Genomic DNA, 18,274 nt, shown 5'->3' on the forward strand with positions numbered 1-18,274 from the left:
CGTTCCTACGCGCTTCACAAAAACAATTAAACGAAGGATCCTTCAATGGATAACTCCAACGCCCTGCCCCTCGGGTCGGCTGCCGTGCCCGCCCGTGAAAGAACCACCGCCAGCCGGATCAAATCGATCTTCAGCGGTTCGGTCGGCAACATGGTCGAGTGGTATGACTGGTACGTCTACGCCGCTTTCTCGTTGTACTTCGCCAAAGCCTTCTTCCCCAAGGGCGACACCACTGCCCAGTTGCTCAACACCGCCGCGATTTTCGCCGTGGGCTTCCTGATGCGTCCGATCGGCGGATGGTTGATGGGCCTCTACGCCGACCGCGCCGGGCGCAAGCGGGCGCTGATGGCTTCGGTCTACCTGATGTGCTTCGGCTCGCTGATCGTCGCCCTGAGCCCCGGTTATGAAACCATCGGTGTCGGCGCACCGATCCTGCTGGTCTTCGCCCGTTTGCTGCAGGGCCTGTCGGTGGGCGGCGAGTACGGCACGTCGGCGACTTACTTGAGCGAAATGGCGACCAAGGAACGTCGCGGCTTCTTCTCCAGCTTCCAGTACGTCACCCTGATCTCCGGCCAGCTCATCGCCCTCGGCGTGCTGATCGTATTGCAGCAGTTCCTCACCAGCGACCAGCTGTACGCCTGGGGCTGGCGCATTCCGTTCGCCATCGGGGCCTTGTGTGCGATCGTGGCGCTGTACCTGCGTCGTGGCATGGAAGAAACCGAGTCGTTCACCAAGAAGGAAAAGGCCAAGGAAAGCGCCATGCGCACCCTGCTGCGCCACCCGAAGGAATTGCTGACCGTGGTCGGCCTGACCATGGGCGGCACCCTGGCGTTCTACACCTACACCACCTACATGCAGAAATACCTGGTGAACACCGTCGGCATGAACATTTCCGACTCCACCACGATTTCCGCCGCCACGCTGTTCCTGTTCATGTGCCTGCAACCGGTGATCGGCGGCCTGTCGGACAAGATCGGGCGCCGGCCGATCCTGATTGCCTTCGGCATCCTGGGGACGTTGTGCACCGTGCCGATCCTCACCACCCTGCATACCGTGCAGACCTGGTGGGGGGCATTCTTCCTGATCATGGCCGCGCTGATCATCGTCAGCGGCTACACCTCGATCAACGCCGTGGTGAAAGCCGAGCTGTTCCCCACCGAGATCCGCGCCTTGGGTGTGGGCCTGCCGTATGCGCTGACCGTGTCGATCTTCGGCGGCACGGCTGAATACATCGCCCTGTGGTTCAAGAGCATTGGCATGGAGACGGGCTACTACTGGTACGTGACGGCGTGCATCGCGGTGTCGCTGCTGGTGTACATCACCATGAAAGACACCCGCAAGCATTCGCGGATCGTGACGGACTGACAGGTGTTTCTACAGTCACTGCTCTAGTGACTGTAATGCCCCTTTCGCGAGCAAGCCCGCTCCCACAGGATTTGCGCTAGGCCTGTGGGAGCGGGCTTGCTCGCGAAGGGGGCAACTCGGTCTTAGCTCAATTCCGCCGCACGCTCCCGGTTGCCATACCGATTCTGCGCATACGCCGCTCCAGCGATCATCACCACCAGTATCCCCGCCAGCACCGCCGACGAACCGATGGTGCCGAAATCCAGGCCGCCCTGTTCATGGGATTTGGTCATCAGGTCACCCAGCGTTGCTCCCAACGGACGGGTCAGCACGAACGCGATCCAGAACAACACCACTGTCGATATTTTGGTGAGGTACTTGAGCAGCACGACCAGGGCAATGGTCGAGCCGATCAGCAACGCACCGCCGCCAAACCCAAGGCCCGAATCATCCGCCAGGTAGTCGCCAAGCGCGGTGCCCAGGGTGTTAGAGAACAGGATCGCCATCCAATAGAACATCTCGCCACGGAACGTCTGCACCTTGGTGACGTTGAGCGAATCACCGCTCAGGCGCCAGGCCGCGAAGATCGCCAACAGGATCGCGATCAGGATCATCGATCCGGTGGCATAACCCAGTTCGAGAGTGCGATCCATGAAGTCGGACATGGTGGTGCCGGCAGTGCTGGTGGACAGAATCACGATCCAGTACAGCAACGGCTTGTAGGTCTTGGCCATCAACTGCGTGACCAGGGTCAGGACGAACACGCTGATCAGGATCAGCGAGCTGAGGGCATAACCGACATCGAGGGTCATCGACAACAGGTCCCCTGCGGTTTCGCCCAGGGTCGTCGCACAGATTTTCATGACCCAGAAGGCCAGGGTGATTTGAGGCAGTTTATTCATCGCAGGAGCGCTCCAGTGTGAGGCGGCCAGCCCTTGGTTTCAGGCCATGCGGAAGGCTGGCGTTGCGGCGGTGAAAAACAGGTCGGGAATACATGAAAATTCTGTCACATCCATCCGAGATCGAATTAATCGCCGATTAATGTTGGCTTGGCATCCTCATCTCACTTGAATCGATACGTTTGCGATCTTCGCAATGGCTTGCAACGCCATGAGATGCGTCGGCCTTAATATCGAATTAATCGATTATTTTTAGCATTATTTTGCGCTTTTTAATCAAATTTGCATGCGTAAAATGAAACCCATGCAAGACACACCCTCTCAACGATTTGGAGCTACGACCATGAAAACCAAACTGATCCTTGCCCTGACCCTGTCCGTACTGGCTGCCAACACCTTCGCCGCCGACGGTTTCAATCGTACCGGTTCAGCTATCGCCGCCGATGGTTATGAGCGCACCGGTGCTGCCACCGTCGCTGCAGACGGCTTCGATCGTACCAGCGGTGCCACTGTCGCCGCAGACGGCTTCGACCGTACCAACGGCGCCACTGTCGCTGAAGATGGTTTCGACCGTACCGGCGGTGCCACTGTCGCTGAAGATGGCTTCGACCGTACCGGCGGTGCCACTGTCGCTGAAGATGGTTTCGACCGTACCGGCGGTGCCACTGTCGCTGAAGATGGTTTCGACCGTACCAACGGCGCCACTGTCGCTGAAGATGGCTTCGACCGTACCGGCGGTGCCTCCATCAGCTGATCCTCCAAAGGCGTCCCCACAGCCCGGCTTCGCCGGGCTTAGTCATTCAAGCCCCTGACAATCGCCGTTCCGGTGCAAAAGAACTCCTGCGAAGCTCCCTGCGGTACTGACAAAACCGACACGGCCCGGCACTATTCTCGAATCCCCCCAACCCCAGGATTTGAGCGCCTCCATGCCCGACGACATTCACTATTACGAACCCGCCAACGGCCATGGCCTGCCCCACGATCCGTTCAACGCCATCGTCGGCCCACGCCCTATCGGCTGGATCTCTTCCCAAGACGCCGAAGGCCGCCTGAACCTGGCGCCCTACAGCTTCTTCAATGCTTTCAACTACATCCCGCCGATCATTGGTTTTTCCAGCGTCGGACGCAAAGACAGCCTGAACAACATCGAACAGACCGGCGAATTCGCCTGGAACCTGGCCACACGCCCGCTGGCCGAGCGAATGAACCAGAGCTGCGCGATGGTCGCGCCCGAGGTCGACGAATTCGAACTCGCGGGTCTGACGCCAGCGACATCACGGGTAATCCAGGTGCCGCGGGTGGCCGAAAGCCCGGTGTCCTTCGAATGCAAGGTCACCCAGATCATTCAGCTGCAGCGAGCGGACAAGGGGTTGGTGCCGAGCTGGCTGATCCTCGGCGAAGTGGTTGCGGTGCATATTGCCAAGTGGCTATTGAAGGACGGGATCTACGACACAGCCGCCGCCGAACCGATCTTGCGCGGGGGCGGGGCGGCGGATTACTTCCAGTTGGGGGCTGAGGCGCTGTTCAAGATGAATCGCCCGCAATAACGGCCTACACAATCCCTGTGGCGAGGGGATTCATCCCCGCTGGGCTGCAAAGCAGCCCCAAAGCAATCGCCTCCATTTGTCTGATGCACCGAGTAGCCTGTCTTCAGGGCTGCTTTGCAGCCCAGCGGGGATGAATCCCCTCGCCACAGAAAAGCTTTATTGGCTGAGGGTCACCAGAGCAACCCGCCCTCCTCGTCGACGCCCTTCAGGCGGGTCAGCTGCACAGCGGCAGCTTCATCAGCCTTGGTAGCGGTTTCGAAAGTCTGCTCCGTGAGTATCGTGTTGAAGCGTGGAGCCCCGGAGCCGCCGATGGCTTTGGTCGCAATGGCTGCATGGTAGCCACCACCCTCCCGGGGTTTGACGGCGGAAACAGCTTCAAAGGGTCCAAAGACTTTACGTGCCATATTGCGCATCCTGGCAATGAGAAATTGGCGGTCATTAAACCTTCATCCGGCCAGTTTGTGTACCGTCGCCAGTGTCGCCTGGGCAGCGGACACTTCCCTGAAGGTGTGAAAATCCAGACTGCTTACCACCAGGTCCTGTACCAGCTCAGCGAAAATCCCCATGGCCGGGGAATTGAAATACGCATCCATCGCCTGCTGATCGACCCACAGCCCGGACATCAGCCACAAATCGGCATCGCATTGCGATTGTTGTAACGCAAAGTGCACGCAACCGGGGGCCTGGCGTGAAGGCGCGATGAGCTTGCTCAAGCGCGCGCCCAATGATTTGGAGCTTCCGGCGCGGGCTCGCACAAAAGCCATGTGACTGACGGGGATCTGTGTAGACATGTTCAACCCTCCCAGGTCATCCATTGTGCAGCCGGGGACAGCTGCGACAGGATTGAAGGTTAAGCGCCGCGACGCCAGGGTCGTTAGTCGATTTCTGCCGACGCCTTGCACAATCCTGCGCAAGAGGAGGCAGCAAAGCCGCAGCACCCCGACAGAACCGGACAATTTGAAACGAAAGATTTCAAGCAAGTTTCGGCAGCCATGCAACGATCCGGCGCGATAGCCATGCAGGATCAGGCAAGCTTTCAACAGGATGTGACTACCATTGGCCCTTGCACAAACATAAGCTTTGTCCATCGCTCCTATTTTCCGAGGATCCTGGCATGTCGCCGCTCGATCACGCCCACGCCCCCCTGGACCCGCATCTGGAACAACAGCGCGCCGAACTGGCGTCGATCATCGACCGCAATACCCGCGAAGACGGCAGCTACGCCACGGCGATCGGCTTATTGAATCTGTCTCGCCACAGCAAGCCCCATAAATTTGCACCAGTGCTGGCGCAACCAGCGCTGTGCATCATGGCCCAGGGCAACAAACAGGTGCGGCTGGCGGACGAACTGTTCAATTACGACCCGCTCCATTACCTGGTGGTCTCGGTGTCGATGCCGTTGAGTGGGTGCATCGCCGACGTTTCGCCCGAACATCCGATCCTGGCCCTGCGCCTGGACATCGACCCGGCGGAAATCACCGCGTTGATCGCCGATGCCGGCCCGCTGAGCGTGCCGACCCGCCCCGCCGGTCGCGGCCTGTATGTCGAACGCCTGGACACGTCGATGCTCGACGCGGTGCTGCGCCTGGTGCGCCTGCTGGACCACCCCAAGGATATCGCCATGCTCGCGCCCCTGGTGCGACGGGAAATCCTGTACCGCCTGCTGCGCAGTCCCCAGGGTTACCGGCTGTACGAAATCGCCATTGCCAACAGCCAGAGCCATCGCATCGGCCAGGCGATCAAATGGCTCAATGGTCATTTCGAACAGCCGCTGCGCATCGACGAGCTGGCCCGAGAAGTGAACCTCAGCGTCTCGACCCTGCATCATCGCTTCAAAGCCATGACCGCCATGAGCCCGCTGCAATATCAGAAGCAATTGCGCCTGCAGGAAGCCCGACGGCTGATGCTGGCCGAAGGGCTGGAGGCTTCGGCGGCGGGGTATCGGGTGGGTTATGAAAGCCCTTCGCAGTTCAGCCGCGAATACAGCCGGTTGTTCGGAGCCCCGCCGTTGCGGGATCTGGCGCGGTTGCGGCTGACGGTTTGATTGGGCTTTTGCGTTGGCTGTACCGGCCTCATCGCGAGCAGGCCCGCTCCCACAGAGGAGCGCGTCTGATTCGGCAACGCTCTATCAGAGCAGATTCGGCGCCTGCGCCGGTTCGACCTGCGCCCAGTGCGAGGTGTCTTCGCGATGCTGTTGCAGATAGGGCAACACCGCCCCCAGCAAGGGCTCCTTGAACGCCTCCTGGAAACGATGGGCCAGGCCCGGGATCAACTTCAACTGACTGCCGCGGATATGCGCCGCCAGATGGACGCCGTGCATGACCGGCAATAACGGGTCGGCGGTGCCATGGACCACCAGGGTCGGCACCTGCAATTGATTGAGCAGCTCGACGCGGCTCGGCTCGGCCATGATTGCCATGATCTGGCGTTGCACACCTTCGGGGTTGAACGCCCGATCATAAGCCACAGCAGCCTGATGCAGCAGGGCCTGGCGATCATCGACCACCAGGGGGCTACCCAGGGCGGCCAGCAGGTCAGCCTGCTGCTCCAGCGCCACCGCGCGATTCGGCGCACTGCGGCGGGACAGTAATCGCACCAGCGTTTCGCTGGGCGCTGGCAGGCCGGCGGCGCTGGAGCTGGACATGATCAGGGTCAGGCTTTCGACCCGCTGCGGCGCCATGGCGGCCATGTGCTGGGCGATCATGCCGCCCATGCTCGCCCCGAGCAGATGAAAATGCTGCACATGCAGCGCATCCATCAGCCCCAGCCCGTCATCGGCCATGTCGGTAAGGGTATAAGGCGCGTCCACCGTCAACCCCAGCTTGTAGCGAAGCGCTTCAAAGGTCAGGTTGGCGCTGCCCGGTGCCTGCCGCCAGGTGGACAAGCCCACGTCCCGGTTGTCATAGCGGATCACCCGAAAACCCTGCTCGCACAGGGCAACCACCACTTCGTCCGGCCAATGGATCAACTGCCCGCCCAGCCCCATCACCAACAACAAGGCCGGATCGGAGACCCGGCCAATGCTCTGGTACGCCAGGCTCACCTGATCCAGGTCGACCCGTTGGGTCGGGACGTTGACATCACAACGAGACGCCGCAATCGACGGCAGGCCGAACACCAGGACGGCCAGGAAAATAAACACACGCATGAAGAAACACCAAAACGCAGAACCCCAGTAGAGCGCGAGTCTGATGAAATTCGTTCAAGCGCGCTGCCACAGTTGCGTGACAGTTTGATGAAGATTGCCGAAAGGCCAGGCACTCCCCCTTGTGGCAAGGGGATTTCCGTGGCGAGGGGATTCATCCCCGCTGGGCTGCGCAGCAGCCCCACCAACTGCAACTCGGTGTGTCAGGCAAATTGAGTTGTCAGCATGGGGGCTGCTGCGCAGCCCAGCGGGGATGAATCCCCTCGCCACAGAAAGTCCCCTCGCCACAAAGGTGTTCACCTACAAGCACTTTGAAATCATTCAGGCCAACTGCCCACGCAACTGCCGCGCCGCCGCTACCATGTTCACCAGCGCCGCTTCGGTTTCCGGCCACGCCCGGGTTTTCAGGCCGCAGTCGGGGTTGATCCACAGGTGCCCGGCGGGAATCCGCTTCGCGGCCTTGTTCATCAACCCGACCATTTCGGCCGTGTCCGGCACTCGCGGCGAGTGAATGTCGTAGACGCCCGGGCCGATATCGTTCGGGTAGTCGAACGCTTCGAACGCCTCCAGCAACTCCATGTCCGAGCGTGAGGTTTCAATGGTGATGACGTCGGCGTCCATGGCCGCGATGGCCTGGATCACGTCATTGAATTCGCTGTAGCACATGTGGGTATGGATCTGGGTTTCGTCACGCACACCCGACGCGCTCAAGCGGAAGGCTTCCACCGCCCAGTCCAGGTATTCCTGCCATTGCCCGCGCCGCAGCGGCAGCCCTTCGCGGAACGCGGCTTCGTCGATCTGCACGATGCTGATCCCGGCCGCTTCCAGATCCACCACTTCGTCACGCAGGGCCAGCGCCAGTTGCTGTGCCTGGACCCGGCGCGACACGTCTTCGCGAGGGAATGACCACATCAGCATGGTCACCGGGCCAGTGAGCATGCCCTTCATGACCTTGTCGGTCAGGTTCTGCGCGTAGCGGATCCAGTCGACGGTCATGGGCTTCGGCCGGCTGATGTCGCCATAGATGATCGCCGGTTTCACGCACCGCGAACCGTAGCTCTGCACCCAACCGAAGCGGGTGAAGGCGTAGCCGTCCAATTGCTCGGCGAAATACTCCACCATGTCGTTGCGCTCGGCTTCGCCATGGACCAGCACATCCAGGCCGAGGCGCTCCTGGATCTGCACGGCGTGGCGGATTTCGGTGTGCATGGCGTCCTGATAATCGTTGGCCGACAGTCTGCCCTGCTTGTAGGCTTGACGCGCCAGGCGAATCGCCGGGGTTTGCGGGAAAGAGCCGATGGTGGTGGTTGGAAAGGCCGGCAATTTCAGGCGGTCTCGCTGCCGTCCGATGCGCTGGGCAAACGCTGAACGCCGCTGGCTGTCCTGCGGCTTGATGGCCGCCAGTCGGGCCTGGACCTCGGGCTTGTGAATGCGCGTCGAAGCGGCACGGCTCGCCTGAATCTCGCGGCTGGCGGCCAGCGCCTGTTGTACGCCGGGAGCTTGCGGGTCGTTCAATGCGTCACGCAACACCGCCACTTCGCCGCATTTCTGCACCGCGAAGGCCAGCCAGCTCTTGAGCTCGGGATCGAGCCGGTCTTCACGCTCCAGGTCCACCGGGCTGTGCAGTAACGAGCATGACGTGCTGACCCAGAGGTTGTCGCCAAAGCGTTCCTGGGCCGGCTGCAACTGTGCCAGGGCCTGTTCCAGTTCGCAGCGCCAGACGTTACGGCCATTGACCAGGCCCACCGAGAGAATCTTGTAGGTCGGCAGGCGATCCAACACCTGGCCCAGTTGCTCCGGGGCACGTACCGCGTCGATGTGCAAACCGTCCACCGGCAGGCTCACGGCCAGGCCGAGATTGTCTTCCAGGCCACTGAAATAAGTCGCTACCAGCTTCTTCAGCGGCGAATACTGGAGGATGTGGTAAGCCCGCTCGAAGGCACTGCGCCAGGCCAGGGGCAGGTCGAGGGTGAGGATTGGCTCGTCGATCTGCACCCACTCCACGCCCTGGGCCTTCAGGCGATTGAGGATTTCACCGTAGACCGGCAGCAGGCGTTCCAGCAGTTCGAGCTTGTCGAAATCCTGGCCCTTGGCCTTGCCCAGCCACAGATACGTCAGCGGGCCGATGATCACCGGTTTGACCCGGTGCCCCAGGGCATGGGCCTCGTCCACTTCATCGAACAGCTGTTCCCAGCTCACGGCGAAGGTCTGGTCGACGGAAAATTCCGGTACCAGATAGTGGTAGTTGGTGTCGAACCACTTGGTCAGTTCCTGGGCATGTTGCGTGTGGCCGTGGTCGGCATCGCAACAGGCCGGCGTGGCGCCACGGGCCATGGCGAACAGCGTATCGAGGGTCGGTCGACCCTGGGGGTTCAACGTATTGTGAAATCGCGCCGGCACCGCGCCCAGGGTCAGGGTGTGACCGAGCACCTGGTCGTACCAGGCAAAATCCCCCACCGGCAGCAGGTCGATCCCGGCGTCTTTCTGCAATTGCCAGTGCCGGGCCCGCAATTCGCGGCCGACACTCTGCAACGCGGTCGGCGCCAGGTCGCCCTTCCAGTAGGCTTCGAGGGCTTTCTTCAGTTCGCGGTCGGCGCCGATGCGGGGAAAACCGAGGGTGTGGGCCAGGGCCATGGTAAGAGTCCTCCTGTAAAAGATGACGCCATTGTCGACAGCCGACCCTGCATGAGACAAACTCAACCTTTTCGTGTTGATCACAAGTTTTATTCATGGAGAAACTCCGGTGCTTGAACTCCGCCACCTCAAGACCCTGCACGCCCTGCGCGAAGCCGACAGCCTGGTAGAGGCCGCCGAACGCCTGCACCTGACCCAGTCCGCCCTTTCCCACCAATTCAAGGAGCTGGAAGAACGCCTGGGAATGCAGTTGTTCGTGCGCAAGACCAAACCGGTGCGGTTCACCAGCGCCGGCCTGCGCTTGTTGCAACTGGCCGACGCCACCCTGCCGTTGCTGCGCGGCGCCGAGCGGGACATCGCCCGGCTGGCCGGTGGTACCGCCGGACGTTTGCACATGGCCATCGAATGCCACAGTTGTTTCCAGTGGCTGATGCCGACCATCGACCAGTTCCGCGATGCCTGGCCGGAAGTCGAACTGGACCTGGCCTCGGGCTTTGCCTTCGCCCCGTTGCCGGCCCTGGCCCGTGGCGACCTGGACCTGGTGGTGACGTCCGACCCGCTGGAACTGGCGGGCATCACCTACGTGCCGCTGTTCACCTACGAAGCGATGCTCGCCGTGGCCAACCAGCATCGGCTGGCGGGCAAACCCTATATCGTGCCTGAAGACCTGCTCAGCGAAACCCTGATCACCTACCCGGTGGAACGGGACCGACTGGACATCTTCACCCGCTTCCTCGAGCCGGCCGACATCGAACCGGCCCAGGTCCGCACGTCCGAACTGACGGTGATGATGATGCAGTTGGTGGCCAGCGGCCGTGGCGTCTGCGGCATGCCCCACTGGGCCCTGCATGAATACAGCTCACGGGGTTACGTGAAAGCCAAGCGGCTGGGGGAGAAAGGCCTGTTCGCCACGCTGTACGCGGCGGTTCGCACCGACATGCTCGATGCACCGTACATGCGCGACTTCCTGTTGACGGCCAAGGACACGTCGTTTTCCACGCTGGATGGGGTCAGTGCGGTTCGGTGATACCCGGGCGCCGCTATCGCGAGCAGGCTCGCTCTCACAGGGAAGCTGTGTTGACCTCAATGCCTGCTACGGAAATCCAATTGTGGGAGGCGAGCCTGCTCGCGATGAGGCCTTAGAGCTCGCGCCACATGTGGATCTTGTCGAAATACTCGTCGCCAACACGTATCGCCATCGGCTCCAGGCCATAGAGCACGAAACCGCAGCGTTGGTAGAGCTTGAGCGCCGGATCATTCCCCGCGGTGACGGTCAGTTGCACCAGACGCAGGAAGGGATGGCGACGGGCTTCGTCAAGCGCGGCCTCCAGCAATTGCTGGCCAAGCCCACGGTGACGATGGGCATCGACGACGTACATGCCGAACAGCGTCGCCTTGTGCCGGGCTTTCTGCCGGGGTTCCAGGGCCAGGCCGACGATACCGGCCAGTTCATTCTCGACGAAGGCCCCCAGCACCACGTCGAACCGGCTGGTCAGGCGAGACTCCCACCAGTTCATGGGCATCGTCGCCCGCTCGCTGACGCTGGAGGTGAAGGCCTGCGGATGCAGCCCATAGGCCTGGAGCATCAGCTCGCGATAGGCCGGTGTATCGCCGGCCCGCAGCCGTCGGATGCTCACGCGGCCCGCCGTTGCTCAAGCATCAGCCGCAACGCCAGCGCACCCAGCACAAACCCCATGAAATAACGCTGCACCGCCAACCAGATGGGGTTATGAACGAACCACGAAGCAATGCCCGCAGCGAACAGCGCAATCAGCAGGTTGACGCTGAAACTGACGCTGATCTGGGTCAGCCCGAGGATCAGGCTCTGGGTGAACAACGAGCCATGTTCCGGGCTGATGAACTGGGGAAATACCGACAGATAGAACACGGCGATCTTCGGATTCAGGGCGCTGGTGAGAAAGCCCATGGTGATCAGCTTGCGCGTCGAGTCCGCAGGCAACTGCTGCGCCTGGAACGGCGAGCGCGCACCCGGTTTCACGGCCTGCCAGGCCAGCCACAACAGGTACAGCGCACCGGCCCATTTCAGGACTTCATAGGCCATGGGCACGGCCAGGAACACCGCCGTCAGCCCCACCGCCGCTGCGAACACATGCACAAAGAATCCCGCCACCACCCCCAGCAAGGAGGTGACCCCGGCCTTGCGGCCTTGGCAGATCGAACGAGAAATCAGGTAGATCATGTTCGGGCCGGGCGTAAGCACCATCAGCAGCGCGGCGGCGGCAAAAACCAGCAGGTCCGGCAAGGGAATCATGTGGGTCAGTCCTTGAGGCGTGGGTTTGACAACTCTGAGGTTCGATAAAACGGCAGGATGACCTCGCCTGTCAACGGTGCCAGCGGCAACCCGCCGTCGCCGGCCGGGTCGATCCAGCGAACCTCTTCAATCTCGGCAGCGGGGAGAACCGCTGAGTCGATCGTCAACAGGAACACCTCGGCCTCGACGACAAAGCCCGGCTCGTTGGCGGCCGGCGCGCTGAACGGGCCCAGGTAGCGAGCCTGTGCCGGATCGATTGTCAGCCCCAGCTCTTCCTCCAGCTCCCGGGCCAGGGCCTGGACCGGTTGCTCACGGGGCTCGATCTTGCCGCCCGGCTGCATGAAGGCCCGGGTCCCGCGCTTGCGCACCAGCAGGGTTCGACCGTCCGGCCCGATCAGCAGGGCGGCGGCGATGTGGATGAGGGGAGTGGTCATGGATGATCGGCCTTGGCGGAAAAATGCCTGGGGAGATTACAGACCACAGAGGCTGGAGCAAAGCCTGCCCCCACTTGTACAGGCACAACACCACCCCCTGTGGGAGCGAGCCTGCTCGCGATGGCGGTGTATCAGTGACTGTTCAATAGCTGACACTCCGCTTTCGCGAGCAGGCTCGCTCCCACAGGGGATTCGATTTTCCAATCAGCCTTGCATCACTCCAACATCGGCTTCGGTGCCGAAGGATCCAGCTCCTCCTCGGGGATCTTGACGAATACGCTGTACCGGGCCCCTTCCATCGCTTCGAAGGCGATGAGCTTCTCCACCAATGGGCCACTCAATACCTTGCCGGCATTGAGCAACAACATGCCGTTGTCGGCGTTGAGGTTGCGGGCCAGGACCATGCCGGACGCCAGCTCGCGGGTGGTCATGACCTTCACCGTCGGGTCGGACAGGGTCACGTCTTCCAGGTACTCGGCACAGGCCTTGATGAAGTCCTCCACCATGTCCGGGTCATACAGCTTGCCGGCGTATTTGCGGATGTAGACCAGTGCCTCGTCGCTGTTCATCTGCCGCTCGAGAATCAGCCCGCGCTGCAACTCGATGAAGTCCACCGCCAGCTTCAACAGCCTGGAGCCGAACGGAATTGCCTCGCCCCTGAGGTGATCGGGGAAGCCACTGCCGTCCCAGCGCTCCTGGTGATGAAGAATGATTCGCGCCGCGTCCTTCATCGGGTCCAGGGTCATCAGCAGCGATTCGCTCTGCTTCGGATAGGAGCGATACAGGTCCAGTTCGTTGTGATGCAACATGTCGGCCGGCGTGACCATCATGTTATCGGTCCAGCTCAGCTTGCCGATGTTGTAGAGCGCGGCGGCCATGGTCAGGTCGCGGTCGGTGGACTCGTCGAGAAAGTGCAGCCGGCTGTAGACGCGGATCAGCTCGATGATCTGCCGGTTGATCTGCTTGGCCTTGGGCAGGCGCAGGTTGGCGATCAGGGAGAACACCTCGGTGCCGGTCACGTAGCTGCGCTTGAGCTCTTCGTAGGCCAGGTCGAGCATGTCGGCGGTCTGCTGCAGCTCGGCGGTACGGGACGCCACGCGCTTTTCCAGGGTGGCGTTGAGGGTCTTGAGTTGCTGGTTCTGCTCGCGGTTCAGCGCTTCGAGGCGCTGGCGTTCGCTTTCGGAATGCTGGTGGGCCAGGGCCTGACGCAGGGCCTGTACCAGTTCATCATCGTTCCACGGCTTGCTGAGGTAGCGATACAGCCCCCCCTCGTTGATGGCCTTGGTCATCATGTCCACATCGGCGTAGCCGGTGAGCAGGATGCGCAGGGTCGACGGATAGAGCTTGCGGATCTGGGCCAGCAGCGTCGCACCGTCCATGTTGGGCATGCGCGCATCGGTCATCACCAGGTCGACCGGCCGCTCCTTGAGGATTTCCAGAGCCTTGGCACCGCTGTCCGCCAGCAGGATTTCATATGGCTGGCTGCGCAATAACCGACGCAGGCTATTGAGAATCGATTCTTCGTCATCGACCAACAGCACCGTCGGCTTCGTGACCGGAACGTCCGGCGATTGATCTTCCATTGCTACCCCCTCCTGTAAGACGACAACGTTCTACCCTACCCCCAAATAACAGGCTAGTAGATTGCAATAATTTAGGCACGATTTGCCACCACCGAGCGAGCGCATCCCGATCAGACGACTATGCTGTACCCCATGAAGGGCCAAGTACAGGCCAGAATACTCATGCCAGCGAAAGGGACATCAGATGTACCCACGGTTCTGTAGTCAGCATCACCTCGGTGCACGGCCATGAGCCAGCCCCTGGAGAGAGCCAATCGGCGGATCCTGATCGTCGACGACACCCTGACGATTCATGAGGATTTTCGAAAAATCCTCAGTCCCCAGGCACTTGCCGAAGACAACCTGAGCAGTGCCGAAGAGGCCCTGTTCGGCGCGCCGGTCGCAGTCGCCACCCAGAGTTTCGTGCTTGATTCGGCGTTCCAGGGCATGGAAGCCCTGAACAAGGTCGAGACAGCGCTGGCCAAAGGGCTTCCCTATGCGATGGCCTTCATCGACATGCGCATGCCCCCTGGCTGGGATGGCCTGGAAACCATCGAAAGGCTGTGGCGCGCCGACCCCAAGCTGCAAGTCGCGCTGTGCACCGCTTATTCGGATTATTCCTGGGAAGACATCGCCGACCGTCTCGAACTGGGCGACCGCCTGCTCATCCTGAAAAAGCCCTTCGACGCCATCGAGATTCGCCAGATGGCCAGCACCCTGACCGTCAAATGGCAGATGACCGAAGACGCGGCGCTGAAAATGGACATGCTCGAACAGGCGGTGGAGGAACGCACCCGGGAACTGGCCGACGCCAACATCATCGTGCAGAACAGCCCGACCATCCTCTATCGCCTGCGCGGCGAACCGCCCTTCCCGTTGATGTACATCTCCCACAACATCACCAAGTTCGGTCATGTCGCGGCGCAACTGGTCAACTCACCCGACTGGGCACAAGCGCTGATCCATCCCGACGACCAGTCCAAGATCGACCAGGCCATGGTCCGGGTGCTGGATCGCGATACAGCGGGGGCGTCCATCGAGTTCCGCATGCGCACCGGCGACGGTGCGTTCCGCTGGGTGGAAAACCGCTATATCCCGGTGCGCAACGAGCAAGGCCTGTTGCTGGAGGTGGAAGGCATCATCCTCGACATCACCGAGCGCAAGCTGGCCGAGGAAAAGATCGCCCTGCTGGCCCGAACCGACGGCCTCACCGGATTGGCCAACCGCGCCACGGTGATCGAGCGCCTGCACCAGGCCTTCGCCGCCGCTCGCCGGGGGGCGGCGGCGTTCGCGATGTTCTACCTGGATCTGGACCACTTCAAGCGGATCAACGACACCCTGGGCCATCCCATCGGCGACCTGCTGTTGCAGGAAGTCGCCACGCGCATCAAGGGCTGCACCCGAGAAAACGACGTGGTCGCGCGCCTGGGCGGCGACGAGTTCGCCATCCTGCAACTGGATGTCCACGAACCAACCCAATGCGCCGCCCTGGCGGCCAAGATCCGCGACACCCTGGTGGCGCCCTACTCCCTGGACGGCAACGACGTACGGATCTCCGTGAGTATCGGCATTGCCCTGTACACCCCTGAAAGCCAGAGCGCCGACAGCCTGATGGCCCAGTCCGACATGGCCCTGTACCGTTCCAAGGAAAAAGGCCGCAACCAGTACCACTTCCACAACGAGGAGATCAACCAGGAGGTGACGGACCGGGTGGCCCTGACCAACGACCTGCGCCAGGCCATCGAGAACCATGAGCTGCACCTGCAGTACCTGCCGGAAGTCGACCTCGGCACCGGCAAGATCCTGGGCATGGGCGTGCAGGTACGCTGGAAGCACCCCGAACGGGGCTGGCTGGAGCCGTCGGTGTTCATGCCGGCGGCCGAAAAAACCGGGCTCATCATTGCCCTCGGGCATTGGGTTCTGGATCAGGCCTGCCAACAGATGCGCCAGTGGCGCGACCAGGGTGTGGCGCCTCCGGTGATTGCCATCGACCTGTCACTGACCCAGCTCAAGACCGGGCCGGAACTGATCTACGATGTCCTGCGTACCACGGCCCGCTGGGAGCTGGCCCCCTGGGACCTGCGCTTCGATGTCACCGAAGCCACCCTCGCCCAGACCAAGTGGACCCACAACGACGTACTGCCGCGCCTGTGTGAGCTGGGGGTACAGGTGGCCATCGATGATTTCGGCACCGAGTATTCCTCGTTCGATTACCTCAAGACCTATCGGGTCAATCACCTCAAGCTCGCCCAACGCCTGCTCGACAGCGCCAACGACGACCCGGACAACGCCATGACGCTGCGGGCGATCATCAACTTTGCCCGGGACGTGGGCATCGGCATCATCGCCGAGGGTGTCGAGACCCAGGAACAACGCACCACGCTGATGTCCACCGGCGGAGAGATGCAAGCCCAGGGACACTATTTCAGCACGGCGGTGGACAGCGGCCAGGCCGCCGAACTGCTCAAGGCCGGTACCATCGTTCCCGTGGTGGATCACTGGACCCGGCCGGCGAGCCAGCTATCGGAGAGCAACCCATGAACCCCATGTCGGTACCTGCCAACCGGCGGATCCTGGTGGTGGACGATACGCCGGCCATCCATCAGGACTTTCGCAAAATCCTCAGCCCCGGCAACGGCAGCGATGATTCGCTGGACGACACCGAGAGCCTGTTGTTCGGAACACCGCAGGTCAACCGGCTGCAATTTCAGATCGACTCGGCCTATCAGGGCGAGGAAGCCCTGGAGCTGGTCAAGCGCGCCCAGGCCGAAGGCCAGCCCTATGCGCTGGTGTTCGCCGACATGCGCATGCCGCCGGGCTGGGACGGCCTGCAGACCATCGAGCGCTTGTGGCAAGCCGACCCGCGGCTGCAAATCGCCTTGTGCACGGCCTTTTCGGATTACACCTGGGAAACCATGTCCGAACGCATCGAGTTCGACGATCAACTGCTGATCCTGAAAAAACCCTTCGACACCCTGGAAATCCGCCAGATGGCCAGCGCCATGACCTGGAAATGGCAGTTGGCCCAGGATGCGGCGAGAAAAATGCGCAGCCTGGAGCGCACGATCGAGGAGCGGGTCCAGGAATTGCTCAAGGTGTCCCACCTGCTGCAATACGACGTGCTCACCGAACTGCCCAACAGCATGCTGCTGGGTGATCGCCTGACCCAGGCCATGGCCCAGTGCCGGCGCCATGACCGGCAACTGGCGGTGATGTTCATCGGCCTGGATCGCTTCAAGCGCATCAACAATGCCCTCGGCCATCCGGTGGGCGACGAGATGCTCAAACGCGTGGCCCGCACGCTGACGACGGTGGTGCGTGAGTCCGACTCAGTGTTTCGCTACGGTTCCGATGAGTTCGTGGTGGTGCTGGGAGACATCACCGACCCGCAACAGATCAAGGGCGTTGCGGAAAAACTGCTGACGGCCATCAACTCGCCCCAACCCATCGACGGCCATGACCTGACCGTCACCGCGAGCCTGGGGGTCAGCGTGTATCCGGCCGACGGTTTCGACGCCGTGGCGCTGATCAAGAAAGCCGAGACAGCGATGCGCAACGTCAAGGAAACCGGTCCCAACGACTACCGTTTTTTTACCGAAGACATGAATCGTCGGGCCCGACAGCAACAGACCATCGAATCCGGTTTGCGACTGGCCCTGCAACGCAAGGAGTTCGTGCTGCATTACCAGCCCAAGCTGGACCTGCGCAGTGGCAAGGTGGTCGGGGCCGAGGCACTGGTGCGCTGGAACCGGCCGGGGCACGGGCTGGTCCCTCCGTCGGATTTCATCCCGGTGGCCGAGGACAGCGGGCTGATCGTGCCATTGAGCCAATGGGTGCTCCAGGAGGCCTGCCAGCAGGCCTGCGCCTGGCAAGCCCAGGGCATGCGGCCGCTGTACCTGTCGGTCAACGTCTCGGCCATCGACTTTCGTCAACGCAGCTTCGTCGAAGGCATCGCCCGCACCCTCAAGGAAACGGGACTGGACCCGACACAGTTAGAACTGGAGATCACCGAAAGCGTGCTGATGCAGAACATCGATACCACCGTCGCCATCCTCAAGGCCATCAAGCAACAGGGGATCCGGCTGGCCATCGACGACTTCGGCACGGGTTATTCGAGCCTGAGTTACCTGCAGAAATTTCCGGTGGATGTACTGAAGATCGACCAATCGTTCGTCGGCGACCTGAGCATCGACAGCAACGACGCCAAGCTGGTGAGCACCATCATCAACCTCGGCAAGGGCTTGAACCTGCACATCATCGCCGAAGGCGTGGAAACCCGCGAGCAACTGGAGTTCCTCAAGGTCCACCAGTGTGAGGAGGCCCAGGGGTACTACTTCAGCAAGGCAGTGGAGCCGCAAGCCTTCGTCCAGTGGATGGCCGAGTGGGAACGACGTCCGAATCCGTTTTCGTGAAACACTCATCAACCAAGAGACTCAA

General features: G+C 61.6%; 16 protein-coding genes. 7 read left to right on the forward strand and 9 right to left on the reverse strand.

Annotated features, from left to right (window positions below; all coding sequences use genetic code 11):
- Nucleotides 1–45 precede the first annotated feature (45 nt).
- Nucleotides 46–1,365, forward strand: a complete 1,320-nt coding sequence (locus LOY35_RS22430) for an MFS transporter (protein WP_258627336.1) — start codon at nucleotides 46–48, stop codon at nucleotides 1,363–1,365.
- 122 nt (nucleotides 1,366–1,487) lie between these two features.
- Here the strand turns inward: LOY35_RS22430 and LOY35_RS22435 are convergent, their stop codons facing one another.
- On the reverse strand, nucleotides 1,488–2,246 hold the full coding sequence (locus tag LOY35_RS22435) for a hypothetical protein (protein ID WP_258627337.1): 759 nt from the start codon (nucleotides 2,244–2,246) through the stop codon (nucleotides 1,488–1,490).
- A gap of 340 nt (nucleotides 2,247–2,586) precedes the next feature.
- Between LOY35_RS22435 and LOY35_RS22440 the strand changes: the two genes are divergently transcribed.
- Nucleotides 2,587–2,997, forward strand: coding sequence for a heme utilization protein (locus LOY35_RS22440; protein WP_258627339.1), 411 nt, complete (start codon nucleotides 2,587–2,589; stop codon nucleotides 2,995–2,997).
- Between the two features lie 172 nt (nucleotides 2,998–3,169).
- Nucleotides 3,170–3,790 carry a flavin reductase family protein gene (locus LOY35_RS22445; RefSeq protein WP_258627341.1) on the forward strand — a complete coding sequence of 207 codons (621 nt, stop codon included), beginning with the start codon at nucleotides 3,170–3,172 and terminating at the stop codon, nucleotides 3,788–3,790.
- 170 nt (nucleotides 3,791–3,960) lie between these two features.
- On the opposite strand, the gene LOY35_RS22450 is transcribed toward LOY35_RS22445, so the two are convergent.
- Complete coding sequence (locus LOY35_RS22450) at nucleotides 3,961–4,194, reverse strand: hypothetical protein (RefSeq protein ID WP_258627343.1); 234 nt, start codon at nucleotides 4,192–4,194, stop codon at nucleotides 3,961–3,963.
- A 42-nt stretch (nucleotides 4,195–4,236) separates the two neighbouring features.
- The gene (locus LOY35_RS22455) at nucleotides 4,237–4,581 is read right to left on the reverse strand and encodes a putative quinol monooxygenase (protein WP_258633708.1); all 345 of its coding nucleotides are present in this window, start codon (nucleotides 4,579–4,581) and stop codon (nucleotides 4,237–4,239) included.
- 323 nt (nucleotides 4,582–4,904) lie between these two features.
- Here LOY35_RS22455 and LOY35_RS22460 point away from each other — a divergent pair, with 323 nt between their 5' ends.
- Nucleotides 4,905–5,834, forward strand: coding sequence for an AraC family transcriptional regulator (locus LOY35_RS22460; RefSeq protein WP_258627348.1), 930 nt, complete (start codon nucleotides 4,905–4,907; stop codon nucleotides 5,832–5,834).
- Between the two features lie 84 nt (nucleotides 5,835–5,918).
- Here LOY35_RS22460 and LOY35_RS22465 read toward each other — a convergent pair whose 3' ends face one another.
- The gene (locus LOY35_RS22465) at nucleotides 5,919–6,938 is read right to left on the reverse strand and encodes an alpha/beta fold hydrolase (protein WP_258627353.1); all 1,020 of its coding nucleotides are present in this window, start codon (nucleotides 6,936–6,938) and stop codon (nucleotides 5,919–5,921) included.
- A gap of 318 nt (nucleotides 6,939–7,256) precedes the next feature.
- A complete protein-coding gene (gene metE / locus LOY35_RS22470) occupies nucleotides 7,257–9,569 on the reverse strand; it encodes a 5-methyltetrahydropteroyltriglutamate--homocysteine S-methyltransferase (RefSeq protein ID WP_258627355.1) in 2,313 nt (770 codons plus the stop codon).
- Between the two features lie 109 nt (nucleotides 9,570–9,678).
- Here metE and metR point away from each other — a divergent pair, with 109 nt between their 5' ends.
- Nucleotides 9,679–10,596 (forward strand): transcriptional regulator MetR, encoded by a 918-nt coding sequence (metR, locus tag LOY35_RS22475; RefSeq protein WP_258627357.1) that lies wholly within the window; start codon nucleotides 9,679–9,681, stop codon nucleotides 10,594–10,596.
- Between the two features lie 112 nt (nucleotides 10,597–10,708).
- On the opposite strand, the gene LOY35_RS22480 is transcribed toward metR, so the two are convergent.
- The 4 genes from LOY35_RS22480 to LOY35_RS22495 form a co-directional block, all read right to left on the reverse strand.
- On the reverse strand, nucleotides 10,709–11,206 hold the full coding sequence (locus LOY35_RS22480) for a GNAT family N-acetyltransferase (protein ID WP_258627361.1): 498 nt from the start codon (nucleotides 11,204–11,206) through the stop codon (nucleotides 10,709–10,711).
- Nucleotides 11,203–11,841, reverse strand: coding sequence for a LysE family translocator (locus LOY35_RS22485; protein WP_258627364.1), 639 nt, complete (start codon nucleotides 11,839–11,841; stop codon nucleotides 11,203–11,205). The genes LOY35_RS22480 and LOY35_RS22485 overlap by 4 nt, the downstream gene beginning before the upstream one ends.
- Before the next feature lie 5 nt (nucleotides 11,842–11,846).
- A complete protein-coding gene (locus LOY35_RS22490; RefSeq protein WP_258627366.1) occupies nucleotides 11,847–12,275 on the reverse strand; it encodes an NUDIX domain-containing protein in 429 nt (142 codons plus the stop codon).
- A gap of 215 nt (nucleotides 12,276–12,490) precedes the next feature.
- Complete coding sequence (locus LOY35_RS22495; protein ID WP_258627368.1) at nucleotides 12,491–13,858, reverse strand: HD domain-containing phosphohydrolase; 1,368 nt, start codon at nucleotides 13,856–13,858, stop codon at nucleotides 12,491–12,493.
- A 228-nt stretch (nucleotides 13,859–14,086) separates the two neighbouring features.
- Between LOY35_RS22495 and LOY35_RS22500 the strand changes: the two genes are divergently transcribed.
- Entirely contained in the window at nucleotides 14,087–16,378 is a 2,292-nt protein-coding gene (locus tag LOY35_RS22500; protein ID WP_258627370.1) for an EAL domain-containing protein, read from the forward strand.
- The gene (locus tag LOY35_RS22505; protein WP_258627372.1) at nucleotides 16,375–18,249 is read left to right on the forward strand and encodes a GGDEF and EAL domain-containing protein; all 1,875 of its coding nucleotides are present in this window, start codon (nucleotides 16,375–16,377) and stop codon (nucleotides 18,247–18,249) included. Before LOY35_RS22500 ends, LOY35_RS22505 begins: the two co-directional genes overlap by 4 nt.
- Nucleotides 18,250–18,274: the final 25 nt, after the last annotated feature.

This window comes from Pseudomonas sp. B21-028, assembly GCF_024749045.1.
GTDB lineage: Bacteria > Pseudomonadota > Gammaproteobacteria > Pseudomonadales > Pseudomonadaceae > Aquipseudomonas.

Coding starts and splice junctions, on each gene's coding strand:
- LOY35_RS22500 (WP_258627370.1), top strand. CDS start 14,087: ATGAGCCAGCCCCTGGAGAGAGCCAATCGGCGGATCCTGATCGTCGAC.
- LOY35_RS22450 (WP_258627343.1), bottom strand. CDS start 4,194: ATGGCACGTAAAGTCTTTGGACCCTTTGAAGCTGTTTCCGCCGTCAAA.
- LOY35_RS22440 (WP_258627339.1), top strand. CDS start 2,587: ATGAAAACCAAACTGATCCTTGCCCTGACCCTGTCCGTACTGGCTGCC.
- LOY35_RS22460 (WP_258627348.1), top strand. CDS start 4,905: ATGTCGCCGCTCGATCACGCCCACGCCCCCCTGGACCCGCATCTGGAA.
- LOY35_RS22435 (WP_258627337.1), bottom strand. CDS start 2,246: ATGAATAAACTGCCTCAAATCACCCTGGCCTTCTGGGTCATGAAAATC.
- LOY35_RS22485 (WP_258627364.1), bottom strand. CDS start 11,841: ATGATTCCCTTGCCGGACCTGCTGGTTTTTGCCGCCGCCGCGCTGCTG.
- LOY35_RS22445 (WP_258627341.1), top strand. CDS start 3,170: ATGCCCGACGACATTCACTATTACGAACCCGCCAACGGCCATGGCCTG.
- LOY35_RS22430 (WP_258627336.1), top strand. CDS start 46: ATGGATAACTCCAACGCCCTGCCCCTCGGGTCGGCTGCCGTGCCCGCC.
- LOY35_RS22455 (WP_258633708.1), bottom strand. CDS start 4,581: ATGTCTACACAGATCCCCGTCAGTCACATGGCTTTTGTGCGAGCCCGC.
- LOY35_RS22490 (WP_258627366.1), bottom strand. CDS start 12,275: ATGACCACTCCCCTCATCCACATCGCCGCCGCCCTGCTGATCGGGCCG.
- LOY35_RS22465 (WP_258627353.1), bottom strand. CDS start 6,938: ATGCGTGTGTTTATTTTCCTGGCCGTCCTGGTGTTCGGCCTGCCGTCG.
- LOY35_RS22505 (WP_258627372.1), top strand. CDS start 16,375: ATGAACCCCATGTCGGTACCTGCCAACCGGCGGATCCTGGTGGTGGAC.
- metE (WP_258627355.1), bottom strand. CDS start 9,569: ATGGCCCTGGCCCACACCCTCGGTTTTCCCCGCATCGGCGCCGACCGC.
- LOY35_RS22495 (WP_258627368.1), bottom strand. CDS start 13,858: ATGGAAGATCAATCGCCGGACGTTCCGGTCACGAAGCCGACGGTGCTG.